The 11,968-nt window shown below is 61.2% G+C and carries 12 protein-coding genes; 2 read left to right on the top strand and 10 right to left on the bottom strand.

All coding sequences use genetic code 11. The features are described from left to right. Positions 1-31: 31 nt before the first annotated feature. The 7 genes from ABID37_RS22615 to ABID37_RS22585 all read right to left on the bottom strand — a co-directional run bounded on the left by ABID37_RS22615 (position 32) and on the right by ABID37_RS22585 (position 8,135). Positions 32-739 carry an HAD-IA family hydrolase gene (locus tag ABID37_RS22615; protein ID WP_354198947.1) on the bottom strand — a complete coding sequence of 236 codons (708 nt, stop codon included), beginning with the start codon at positions 737-739 and terminating at the stop codon, positions 32-34. A 5-nt stretch (positions 740-744) separates the two neighbouring features. Beyond that, on the bottom strand, positions 745-3,096 hold the full coding sequence (locus tag ABID37_RS22610) for an NADP-dependent malic enzyme (protein WP_354198945.1): 2,352 nt from the start codon (positions 3,094-3,096) through the stop codon (positions 745-747). A gap of 106 nt (positions 3,097-3,202) precedes the next feature. Further along, a complete protein-coding gene (locus ABID37_RS22605) occupies positions 3,203-3,346 on the bottom strand; it encodes a DUF2474 domain-containing protein (protein WP_354198943.1) in 144 nt (47 codons plus the stop codon). After that, positions 3,346-4,356: a cytochrome d ubiquinol oxidase subunit II gene (cydB, locus tag ABID37_RS22600; RefSeq protein ID WP_354198941.1), complete on the bottom strand. Its 1,011-nt coding sequence runs from the start codon at positions 4,354-4,356 to the stop codon at positions 3,346-3,348. Before cydB ends, ABID37_RS22605 begins: the two co-directional genes overlap by 1 nt. A gap of 12 nt (positions 4,357-4,368) precedes the next feature. Beyond that, positions 4,369-5,784, bottom strand: a complete 1,416-nt coding sequence (locus ABID37_RS22595; RefSeq protein WP_354198939.1) for a cytochrome ubiquinol oxidase subunit I — start codon at positions 5,782-5,784, stop codon at positions 4,369-4,371. Next, the gene (locus tag ABID37_RS22590; protein WP_354198937.1) at positions 5,772-6,773 is read right to left on the bottom strand and encodes a carbon-nitrogen hydrolase family protein; all 1,002 of its coding nucleotides are present in this window, start codon (positions 6,771-6,773) and stop codon (positions 5,772-5,774) included. Before ABID37_RS22590 ends, ABID37_RS22595 begins: the two co-directional genes overlap by 13 nt. Before the next feature lie 18 nt (positions 6,774-6,791). Then, positions 6,792-8,135 carry an aminotransferase-like domain-containing protein gene (locus ABID37_RS22585; RefSeq protein ID WP_354198935.1) on the bottom strand — a complete coding sequence of 448 codons (1,344 nt, stop codon included), beginning with the start codon at positions 8,133-8,135 and terminating at the stop codon, positions 6,792-6,794. 217 nt (positions 8,136-8,352) lie between these two features. Between ABID37_RS22585 and fdxA the strand changes: the two genes are divergently transcribed. Beyond that, the gene (gene fdxA, locus ABID37_RS22580; RefSeq protein WP_354198933.1) at positions 8,353-8,694 is read left to right on the top strand and encodes a ferredoxin FdxA; all 342 of its coding nucleotides are present in this window, start codon (positions 8,353-8,355) and stop codon (positions 8,692-8,694) included. Further along, the gene (locus ABID37_RS22575; RefSeq protein ID WP_354198932.1) at positions 8,687-9,562 is read left to right on the top strand and encodes a methylenetetrahydrofolate reductase; all 876 of its coding nucleotides are present in this window, start codon (positions 8,687-8,689) and stop codon (positions 9,560-9,562) included. Before fdxA ends, ABID37_RS22575 begins: the two co-directional genes overlap by 8 nt. On the opposite strand, the gene ABID37_RS22570 is transcribed toward ABID37_RS22575, so the two are convergent. The 3 genes from ABID37_RS22570 to ABID37_RS22560 form a co-directional block, all read right to left on the bottom strand. Beyond that, the gene (locus ABID37_RS22570; protein ID WP_354198930.1) at positions 9,559-10,053 is read right to left on the bottom strand and encodes a hypothetical protein; all 495 of its coding nucleotides are present in this window, start codon (positions 10,051-10,053) and stop codon (positions 9,559-9,561) included. The two genes, ABID37_RS22575 and ABID37_RS22570, sit on opposite strands and share 4 nt — an antisense overlap. 687 nt (positions 10,054-10,740) lie before the next feature. Further along, positions 10,741-11,523, bottom strand: coding sequence for a cysteine hydrolase family protein (locus ABID37_RS22565; RefSeq protein ID WP_354198929.1), 783 nt, complete (start codon positions 11,521-11,523; stop codon positions 10,741-10,743). 52 nt (positions 11,524-11,575) lie between these two features. After that, positions 11,576-11,968 (bottom strand): carboxymuconolactone decarboxylase family protein (locus tag ABID37_RS22560; RefSeq protein ID WP_435521623.1); only part of this gene is annotated, 393 nt, incomplete at its 5' end.

Genomic DNA, 11,968 nt, shown 5'->3' with positions numbered 1-11,968 from the left:
CTCCGGCTGCAGCCTTAGGCGCCAAGACCGTCTATCGCCCTGTGGGCTCGACGCCCAGGACGCTCTCAACCAAAACCGAAAAGTCCGAAATGATCGTGCGGGCCCGCGGATCCTGCGTGGCTGCAGACCCGCCGATCATGTCGATGATCACGACAGGCAAACCGGCGCCTTCCGCGGTCGCGAGGTCAACGCTCGTGTCATCAACGAAAAGCGCCGGACCCCCGCCCGCCCGTCGCACGGCCTCGAGTAATGGCGCTGGATTCGGCTTCCTTGCCGATAGGGTGTCGCCGCAAATGACCACGGAAAACAGCTCCGTCCAGCCGAGGCTGTTCAGCAACGGCGTCGTGAGTTGCTCCAGCTTGTTCGTGCACAAGGCCAGCACGACGCCACCTGATCGGAGCGCATGCAAGGCCTCGTTCGCCCCTGGCCAAGCGCGACTGTTGTCAGCGATGTGGCTCTCGTAGTGATGCAGGAAAATCGGAAAATGGGCGTTGAACAACTCTTCGGAAGAACCCCCCGACGCAGCCAGTGCGCGGCGGACCAACTCGCGCACGCCATCCCCTAACAGCGCGCGAACCTCACCGATGGTCAGCGCTTTTCGGCCCATCTGCAGCAGCATCACGTTAACGGAGGCTGCGAGATCCAGCGCCGAATCCGCAAGCGTTCTGTCAAGATCGAAGACGACGCCTCGATAGCGCGGAGCCCGTGAGGGCGAGTTCTGCTGGCTTTGCTTCTCCAAGATACTCACTCCGCTAGGAGACCATCGACAAATGTCAGGTTGGATTGGCCTCGGCCGCCCGTTGCGCCACTGGAATCCACGGCCGCCAGAGCAGTCATGTTGACGACGCCCCGCGAAGTGACCGAGTCGCTTAGAATATGAACAGCCCGTTGCGCGCCGAGCAGGATCGGACCGACATGCAGCGCATCCGTCATCTCCTTGACGACGTTCAAGGTGATGTTGGCGGCGTCCAGCGTCGGAAACACCAGCAGGTTCGCTTGCCCCTTCAGTCGCGAGCCGGGCAGGACTCGATCGCGAAGGCCCTGAGACAGCGCCGCGTCCCCCTGCATTTCTCCGTCGAAGACAAGATTCGGCGCCAGACGCTCGATAATGGCCGCCGCATCGCGCATCTTGACGGCGCTCTGAGACGTTTTCGAACCGAAGCTGGAATGCGATACCAGCGCAACCTGCGGAGCAATGCCGAAACGCGCAATCGCGTCTGCCGCCAAAATTGTGATGTTTGCGAGCTGCTCGGCGTCGGGATCGACGTTGACATAGGTGTCGGCCAGGAAGAGCGGTCCGCGCGCGGAAATCAGCAGACTCAACGCCGCGTATCCGCCCACGCTGGGCCCACCGATCACCTGACGCACGATATCGAGATGATGATCGTAGCGACCGACCAACCCGCAGATCATCGCGTCCGCATCGTCTCTTCTCACGGCGAGCGCCGCAATGGCTGTGGTATCCGTCCGAACAATCGTCCGAGCCGCTTCAGGCGTTACACCATGCCGGCCCGCCAACGACAGGTAGAGATCAACATACTCGCGATAACGCGGATCGTCTTCCGGGTTGATCACCTCGAAATCGACGCCTTGTCGAATCTTGAGGCCATGACGCCTAATCTTGGCGTCCAGTACATGCGGACGTCCGATCAGGATCGGCATCGCCAGGCCTTCCTCGCGCACGACCTGGGCGGCGCGAAGAACGCGCTCATCCTCCCCGTCGGCATAGATCACTCGCTTCGGCCGGGGCTCGGCGCGAGCCGCTGCGAACACGGGTTTCATGATAAGGCCGGAGCGGAAGACGAACCGATTCAGGCGATCATGGTAGCCGTCCATGTCGACAATCGGCCGCGTGGCGACGCCGGTCGCCATTGCGGCTTCCGCAACCGCTGGCGCGATGCGCAGGATCAGCCGCTGATCGAACGGAGAAGGAATGATGTAGGCCGGTCCGAATATGGGCGTTTCGCCGGAATAGGCCCGAGCCGCGATGTCAGACGGTTCCTCTCGTGCGAGCGACGCGATCGCTCGGACCGCTGCGAGCTTCATTTCCTCGTTGATGGTTGTCGCCCCGACATCCAGAGCGCCCCGGAAGATGAAGGGGAAACAAAGGACATTATTGACCTGGTTCGCCTCGTCGGAACGCCCAGTGCAGATGATGGCGTCAGGTCGCGCAGCGCGGGCTTCTGACGGCATGATCTCAGGTCTGGGATTGGCGAGCGCCAGGACGAGCGGCGTGTCGGCCATCTGCGTCAGCATCTCAGACTTGAGCACCCCCGGCGCAGACAGTCCGAGAAAGACATCCGCTCCGCCAATGACCTCGGAGAGGCGGCGCGCATCCGTCTCTTGAGCATAGACCTCCTTCCATTTGTCCATCAGGGTGTTTCGCCCCTGATAGACCACGCCTTCGATGTCGCAGACCCAGATATTCTCGCGGCGCGCCCCAAGACTCACCAGGAGATTGAGGCACGCCAAGGCGGCGGCTCCAGCGCCGGAAGTGACGATCTTGACCTCTTCAATGGCTTTGCCGGCGAGTTCGAGGCCATTCAGTACGGCCGCGCCGACAATAATTGCCGTGCCGTGCTGATCGTCGTGAAAGACGGGAATGCTCATCCGGCGGCGCAGCGCATCCTCGATCTCGAAGCACTCAGGCGCCTTGATGTCTTCCAGATTGATGCCGCCGAATGTCGGCTCCAGCGCCGCCACCGTCTCGATCATCTTCTCCGCATCGTCGGCATTCACCTCGATATCGAACACGTCGATGTCCGCGAACTTCTTGAACAGGACAGCCTTGCCCTCCATGACCGGCTTTGATGCGAGAGCGCCGATATCTCCAAGGCCAAGCACGGCCGTTCCGTTGGAGATTACGGCTACGAGGTTCGCCCGGGCCGTATAGTCGGCTGCGGACGCCGGATCGGCCTGAATAGCCAGACACGGCGCCGCGACGCCTGGCGAATAGGCGAGCGCAAGATCACGCTGGTTTCCGAGCGCCTTGGTGGCCTGGATGGCGAGCTTCCCGGGTTTCGGGTGGCGGTGATAGAAGAGCGCCGCGTCGTCAAAATCCGATGTGGCTTTGGTGGAGGTGGTTTCGTCGGTCATGGTCGTTCCTATTGGAACGTCGCCGCATGATGCTGGGGATGCGTTCCAGAGCGCTACGTCCGCCTTTCAGAAGCGAACGCAAGTTGCGGGGGCGTTCCTCGCCGGATCAGGCGGTCAAGCCGGCGAGGTTCATCAGCAGTCGGAAGAGCAGGGCAACCACGGCGAGAGCCGCGATGCTGCCCGCCCAAATAAGCACCAGCCAGCCAACACGGCGCAGCCAAAGCTTTCGATCAGGTCTTCCCGAAGACATCAGTGATAGCCTTCCCCCACCTTCACCTTGCCGCGAAAGACGTAGTAGGACCACGCCGTGTAGGCGAGGATGAAGGGGATGATGAACAGCGCGCCGACGAGCGTGAATCCCATGCTTTGCGGCGGCGATGCAGCGCTCCAGATCGAAATGTCCGGCGGAATGATATTCGGCCAAAGGCTGATCGCCAGCCCGCTGTAGCCCATGAAGAGCATGAAGAGCGCCAGCAGGAAGGGAGCCGCATGGACCGTCTCGCGCTGCAACGTCTTGATGATCGCAAACGTCGCCAGCGCAACGAAGATCGGTACGGGCGCGAAAAAGACGAGGTTCGGCATCGAGAACCAGCGCTGCGCCACGACCGGATGGGCGAACGGGGTCCACAGACTAACCACGGCGATGATGCCGAGCAGCACCAGAGTCACGGGCTTGGCAAGGTCCTTCATCCGCTGCTGCAGCGGTCCTTCCGTCTTCATCACCAGCCAGGTCGACCCGAGCAGCGCATAGGACACCAGAAGGGCGAAGCCCGTGAACAGGCTGAACGGCGTCAGCCAGTCGAAGAATCCGCCGGCATAAGCGCCGTTCTCGACCTTGAAGCCGTTGATAAAGGCTCCAAGCGCAACGCCTTGCGAGAAGGTCGCTATGTACGAGCCCCACATGAAGGCCTTGTCCCAGAAAGGCTTGTGGCCCTCGTCCGCCTTGAAGCGAAACTCGAAAGCCACCCCGCGCCAGATCAGGCCCGCCAGCATCAACATCAAGGGCAGATAAAGAGCGCTGAGGATGATGGCGTAGGCCAGCGGAAAGGCAGCGAGGAGCGCAGCGCCACCGAGCACGAGCCAGGTCTCGTTGCCGTCCCAAACCGGCGCCACGCTGTTGACCATGACATCGCGATCGTCCCGGTCGCGAACGAACGGGAAGAGGATGCCGATGCCGAGGTCGAAGCCGTCCATGATGACGTACATCATCAAGCCGAAACCGATGATGATCGCCCACAGAAGAGGAAGATCGATACCCATGGTTGTTCCTCCTCAGTTGAGAGCCGGGTCGATGTCGTCAGGAGCGGCCGACAAGGGTCGAGCCGGCCGCTGCGACTGCCCCGGATCCTGCGGCGGGTTTACCTCCTCGATCTGATGCGGCCCCTTCGCGACGAGCTTGAGCATGTAGCTGACGCCAGTGCCGAAGACCGCGAAATACATTACGATGAACGCGATGAGCGTCGTCGACAGGACCAGCGCCGAGTGGTTCGAAACCGCGTGCTCTGTCCGCATGACGCCATAGACCACCCAAGGCTGGCGTCCGATCTCTGTCGTGTACCAGCCGGCGAGAATGGCGATGAGGCCTGACGGGCCCATACATGTGGCGAACCGCAGGAACCAAGGATTGCTGAAGAGGCCTTTGCGCCACCGCAGCCAGACGCTTCCCACGCCCAGCAGGAGCATCAGAAGACCGAGCCCGACCATCACGCGGAACGACCAGAAGACCACCAGGGAGTTTGGCCGGTCCTCCCGCGCGAACTCGCTCAAGCCGGGGAACTGCCCATCGAGGCTATGGGTGAGAATGACGCTTCCCAGCCGCGGGATCTCGATCGCGTAGCGCGTTTCCTCGGCCTGCATGTCGGGCACGCCGAAGAGGATAAGAGGCACGCCGGCCCCGGGCTCGTTGCGCCAGTGGCCCTCCATCGCGGCGATCTTCGCCGGCTGGTGCTTTAGCGTGTTCAGACCATGCACGTCGCCGATAGCGATTTGCAGCGGCGCAACGATCAACACCATCCACATCGCCATCGAGAACATCGTCTTGACGCGAGGATTGTCGTTGCCGCGCAGAAGGTGCCAGGCTCCGGACGCACCAACGAAAAGCGCGGTCGCGAGAAAGGCGGCCACAGTCATATGCGCAAGCCGGTAGGGAAAGGACGGATTGAAGATGACCTTGAACCAGTCGACGGGCACGACGACGCCGTTGATGATCTCGTGCCCCTGCGGGGTCTGCATCCAACTGTTCGAGGCAAGAATCCACGTCGCCGAGATCAATGTGCCGATCGCCACCATGATAGTGGCGAAGAGATGAAGACCGGGGCCAACCTTGTTCCAGCCGAACAGCATCACCCCGAGAAATCCGGCCTCGAGGAAGAAGGCGGTGAGCACCTCGTAGGCGAGCAGCGGTCCTGTGATCGACCCGGCGAAGGCCGAGAAATAACTCCAGTTCGTGCCGAACTGGTAGGCCATCACCAGGCCGGAGACGACGCCCATCGCGAAGTTGACCGCGAAGATCTTCGACCAGAAATGATAGAGATCGCGATAGACCGTGTCCTTCTTCCAAAGCCACAGACCCTCCAGCACGGCCAGATAACTGGCGAGCCCGATGGTGATGGCCGGAAAGACGATGTGAAACGAGATGGTAAAGCCGAACTGGATCCGCGCCAGTTCGAGCGCAGTTAATCCAAACATGCCGCAGCCTCCTGCGCCGCAGGGGTATTCCGGCCCGCTTCGTCCGCCTCCGCCGGCTGCGACGTGAACGAGACAGGCGCCTTCGACTGCGTATCCACCAAAAGCCTGAAGACGTCCGGCCGTGCATAATGACCGACCACGTCGAGGTCGTATTTGCCGCGCGCGATGACGCGACGATCGATCTCGGCGACCTTGATGGTCTCGCCGCTGAAGTCCGGCTCGACGAGAACGACGCCGAGGGGATCGATGATGCAGGAGCCGCCCCGGATCAGCACGGTCCCTGGGTCGTCGCCCTGAATCGGGGAATAGTCCGCCGGCCCGTCGCCGCGGGTGAGGTACTGGCACGCTGAAATGACGAAGCAGCGCCCCTCCAGGGCGATCATCCGCATCGTCGGCAGCCACGTGTCGCGGTCGTCGACGGTCGGCGCGCAGTAGAGCTCGATGCCCTGGGCGTACATTGCCGCCCGTAGCAGCGGCATGTAGTTCTCCCAGCAGATCACGCTTCCCAGCCGGCCGAGCGGCGTGTTCACGACGCTGATCGTCGAGCCGTCTCCAAATCCCCAGACCAGCCGCTCAAGCGCTGTCGGCATGAGCTTTCGGTGCTTCGAGAGCAGCCTGCCCGAGGGGGCGTAGGTCACGGCGGTGCAGTAGAGCGTACCGCCGTCCCTTTCGATCACGCCGACAACGAGATGGATCTTGTTGTCACGCGCGATTTCGCCGAGCCGGAGCGCCTCGGGACCCGAAAGCTCGATCGCGCTCTCATGGTAGCGGCGAAACTCCTCGCGTCCTTCCGGGCTGCGCATCCCGAGCCTTGCGCCGAAATCGAGGCCCTTCGGATAGCCGCCCACGAACGCCTCGGGAAAGACCACCAGATCCGCGCCCTGTTGCGCCGCGTCGCGAGCAAGATCCGCCAGTTTGGAAAGCGTCTTCGGCGTATCGAAGAGGATGGGAGCGGCCTGGATGACGGCGGCCTTGATTGTCGTAGACATCGGAAGATCCTTCAAAAACTACACAACGGCCTTCGCGCCGAGGGAGGGTTGTGAAATCAGGTTGGCCAGGAGCGTGAGACCGTCTTCGAGATCGCCGCGATCAGGCGCGACTCCCAGTGAAATGCGCACCGCCTCAATCGGGTGAGACACCGTCGCGAAAGCGGCGCTCGGGACGATCGAGACGCCGGCGCGATCGGCATGCTCCGCAAAATCGGGAGCCCGCCAATGATCGGGCAGCGGCAGCCAGAGATGGTGGCCGAAGGGGTCCGCCGCGAACGTCAATCCACCGAGGATCGAGGACGCCAGCTTCTGGCGCTCAGCATTCTCGGCGGCGATCGACTTGGTGACCTCGTCGAGAGAACCCTCGGCAATCCAGCGGCTGGCAAGCGCCGACATGAGAGGCGGCGCCATCAGGATCGTCGCGCGCAGGACGCCCGCCAGCCGCAGCGCTTTCGTTGACGACGGTGCGATCAGATAGGCGACCCGCAGGGCGGGCGTCGCGCATTTCGAAAGCGTGGCGATATGCCAGGTGATGTCCGGAGCCAGCTCGGCGAACGCAGCCGCCCGATCGGGCCGGAGCGGCGCATACGGATCGTCCTCGATGATCGTCACATCGTGCTTGCGCGCGATCGCGCTCAACGCGCGTCGGCGATCCTCAGGCAAGGTCGCCGTGGTCGGGTTGTCGATGGTCGGGATAACATAGAGTGCCTTCGGACGACGCTCGCGGCAGGCCTTTTCGAAGGCCTCGGGAATGATGCCGCGGTCGTCCATGTCGAGGGGCTCGATCACCAGCCCTTTCTGGATCGCCACCGCCTTCAGGCCCGGATAGGTCATCGCTCCGGCGGCCACCACGTCGCCTCGAGCGAGCAGCAACTCGCAAACCCCGAACAGGGCGCATTGGGCACCGCCGGTCACGACCAGACGGTCAGGCGTTACGCCTTCGATGCGCGTCCCAAGCCAGCTCGCCGCCGCGAATCGGTCCGGCTCCGAGCCTGTGCTTTCCTGGTAGTGGAGATGAAGCAAGCCCTTCGGACTGCCCAGCACCCCCGCTACTCCTGAAGGAAAGATCTTGCGGAAGTCGACCGCTGACGGCTGCGACGGGATGTTCATGCTGAGGTCGATCAGGGCGTGCGGCTGCGCGCCGCCATCGCCCTCGACGGTCTCGCTGATGAAGGTTCCGCGGCCGGCCTGGGCGGCGACGAGCCCGCGCCGGCGCGCCTCGTTGAAAGCGCGCGTGACGGTCGTCAGGTCGACGCCCAGCGCTTCGGCGATGGCCCTTTGTGCGGGCAGGCGATCACCACGGGCGACCCGGCCAGAACGGATATCCGCCTCCAGCGCCTCTACGATTCCCAGATATTTCATCCGGGCCGTTTCAACGAGCCTCGGCTTCCACATGCGGCCCTCTCAAACTGTATGGTCGATTGACATACAATTTATCTATCATGTATGGCTAACGATGGAAAGTGCAGATTGAAACTGGATCAACGGCCTGAGGTCTTCGAGGCCCGGTCCCAGCCCTCCGCCGCTCGGGCCTTCAGTGTGCATCACCGCTGAAGGCGACACGCCTCAGGACCCGCGCATGACTTATGTCGTCACCGAAAACTGCATCCGCTGCAAATACATGGATTGCGTGAACGTCTGCCCTGTCGATTGCTTCTACGAGGGTGAGAACATGCTCGTTATTCATCCCGACGAATGTATCGACTGCGGCGTCTGCGAGCCGGAATGTCCGGCCGAAGCGATCGTGCCCGACAGCGATCCCGCCGCCAGCGACTGGATCAACCTAAATGAGCGCTATGCCGCTCTGTGGCCGAACATTTCGGTTGCAAAGCCGCCCCCGACCGACGCTGCGGCGATGGATGGCGTGCCTGACAAGCGGAGTCTTTATTTATCCGAACAGCCGGGAGAAGGCGATGTCTGAGGTCAAATCCGACACGCGTATTTTGCAGATATTCCACACCGCACCCTATGCCCTGGAGGTGACGGGAAAAGATATCGGGGAGATAGAAGCCGCCCGTGACGAACTTCGCCCCGGCACTCCGATTAACATCGCATTTCTCGGGAACGAAGATCACGCGCAGCGGATCAACGCCGCGCGGACTATTCGATCCTTCGGGTTTGAGCCCGTGCCGATCATCTCTTCACGTCGCCTGCGATCCGCGCAGGATCTGGAAACGCTGATGCAGGGGCTCATCGCCGCAGCGGCACCCCAACGGTTCATTTTCGTCGGGGGAGATCCCGCGACGCCGGCCGGGTCGTTTCAGGATTCGATCGCGCTGCTGAAGGCGGGCGTTATAGAAAAGCATGCGATTCGCCATGCCGGCATCGTCGGCTATCCGGAGGGCCATCCTAAGATCGATGAAGACGCCCTCCTGAGCGCCTTGAAATGGAAACACGACTTCCTTCGTGAGGCCGGATGCACAGTCGAAATCACGGCGCAATACGGGTTCGACGCTGAAGCGGTTGTTCGTTGGATAAAGCTTCTGCGCGAGGAAGGGGTGCAGGCGCCGATCCGGGTCGGCGTGCCAGGTCCCGCAGACGTCGGAAAACTCTTGCGCTTCGCCCGCCAGTTCGGTGTCGCGACCTCGGCAGGGATCGTGCGTCGTTACGGCCTTTCGCTCACCAACCTCCTCGTGCGTGTCGGCCCGGATCGCTATTGGAACCACATCACCGAGAATCTCGCGCGGGAGGACCTCGGTGACGTGCTGTTCCACCTCTACCCGTTCGGAGGCATTCGCGACGGTGTTCGCTGGATGAACCAGCACATCCCGCCGCAGCCCGTTGACTAGCTGGCCACCACAGACGCCTGCATCGCGGCGTGGCGCCCCAGCCAACCGGCGCGGCGGGCGATCAGCCAGCATATGGTTGCGGCCGGATAGGCGCCGATCCCAAGCCCCAACAGCAGCAGAAGATGCAGATTGATGGCGATCGCCGAACCGAAAAGAGGCCCAACCAGTCCATAGACCAAAATGGGAAGAAAAATCGCCACGCTCGCAGTGACGAGGGTGAAGCGAAACGAGACGCGATTCCAAAGTCCGCGCGATGCGATCAGAAAGCCCGCGATGATCGCCGGAACAAAACCGAGCACATAGGACATGGCAAGCACCGAGAGCGCTGGAATAGCGGTCAAGTCGGGGGATATGCTCGGAAGCCTAAAGGCTAGAATGGCAAGGAGCACGCTCACGGTCCCTATTGGCGGGCCTGCGATCGCAAACAAACTCGCCGTGCATGCAAAATGCAGAGCCTTTGTTTGGCTCGCATTGCTGTTCTCGACAGTCATCGAAATCTCCTTTTCGATTTGACGGACCGTCCTAAACAAGACAGCAGGCGCGCTCGCTTAGGATGTGGCGTAGGTCGACCCGAAATCCCCCAGATTACGCCTGGATCTTCGGTGCAAGAATTCGCTGGCTGGCTAAAACGGGTGACCAGTCGAGGGGGAGCGCTCAAACGCAAACGACGGCGTCGCTCGAACCCATTCTTCTCAGATGGCTCGCGGAGCGATCGCCGCATCGCCGGCGCGGATGCTGCTACGAGCCCGCGCGCGTCACGCGCCAAATGATATTCCCGACGTCATCGGCAACGAGCAGCGCGCCGTCGGCCGTCTGCGTTAGCCCTTCGGCCACTCAGCCGCGATTAACTGCTCTGTTCGTAGAGATGATGAACGAGACCATCAATAATGCAAATTTTGCGAACAATTAGGTGTAGTCTAATAATCATGCGCAATTCGGGACCTCCATAGACCAAAGCCGCTACGAGCGCTCCGGTATAAAAGTCCAGACAAGAAGCTGAAAGCCAAACAAACTCCGAGTTCGCACGCAACACTGGGTTGCGCGCGAACCTGAAATCCATGACTGGAAATTTGCCGAGTTTTTACGAAGATGAAACGGCCAAATCGCGTGGAGCCGAGAGACAGTTACTGATCTCTGAAGTCGACTGAGGGGTTGTTCCCACACTTCCGACGCCTTGCTCAACCCATTCTCGCGATAATTTCATCCGTTGTGAGCACATCCTTGGACAAGAAGCGGAAGTTTATGGCTGCAGCCACATTGCCGTCGCCCCATTCTGGATGAACCGGCGCAGCAGTCGCATCCTTCGCGATGACAAGTTCAAAACCCTGCTCGATAAGCTCTCGTGCGTGCGCTTCCACACACATATTCGCAAGCATTCCCCCGAGGATGACGCGGCTGATCCCTCGTTTACGAAGCTGGAGGACGAGGTCGTTCGTTTCCGGCCCATATGCTTTGTGGGGCGAAACGACGATTGTCTTGCCGTCCTCAATATAAGGTTGCAGCGATGGCACCCAATCGGCACCCGATCCCTTAAAGCCTTTGAGATCTAGTGCGCCGCTCCGCTCGAACATATGAGCGTCATGCATGACCTGACCGAGCGGGTCATGGAAGTGCCATCCTCGGTCTGTCGGGTAGTAATAATGCGGCGAGACGAAGACTTCGTATCCATGAGCTTTCGCCGTCTTGAAAAGACGCTCGAGATTCTCAACCGTGCGGTTCGCCTCGATCGCTTCGCGCACAAGCGGCCAAGCACCGCCGCTATCCGTCAATACCTCGTTCTGCGGGTCGGTGAACACCAGAGCGGTGACTCTCGGATCGAATCGCTCCGGTCTCGCGGAAGTCGCGACGCTCTGGTTTTCGGCATTCGCGGATCCTGCGCCGAGAGTAACTAGACTTGCGGCGCCGATCATTGCCGCCGTCTTGAGAGCGTTTCGCCGATGGGGATCAATTGTGTCGTTCATGATAGGGATCGCCTTTCTCTGACGAATAGTATTGTTCAAGCCGATCTTCGCTTCAGACTACCTTCGGGAAATCGACTGTCGTGTCGTTGATCCGGTTCACGAGATTGGTAAAGGTGATGGCGGTGATCGCCAACGCGATCTCCAGCAATTGGCGATCCGAATAGCCGGCTGCCCGCACGGCCTCGACGGCAGAGGCCTCCACGGTTCCAGACGTGCTGACCAATAGACGCGAAAACTGGATCAGTGCGTCACGTTGCGAATTCCCAGTCGCTTCACCCGCGAGCGTGAGCCGGAGTTCATCCTGCGACAGTCCAGCCATCTTCCCCATCAATGAATGGGCGGCAACGCAATGTTCGGCGTCAGCGCCTTTGGCACAGATCTGGGGTTGCGGATAATGGAGGGATTGGGTCTCGTCGCAGTGACGTAAGGAACGCAGATGAGACCC

Source organism: Aquamicrobium terrae, assembly GCF_040545735.1.
In the GTDB taxonomy this organism is placed as follows: Bacteria; Pseudomonadota; Alphaproteobacteria; order Rhizobiales; family Rhizobiaceae; genus Mesorhizobium; species Mesorhizobium terrae_A.
This window is presented reverse-complemented; position numbering and strand designations above follow the sequence as displayed.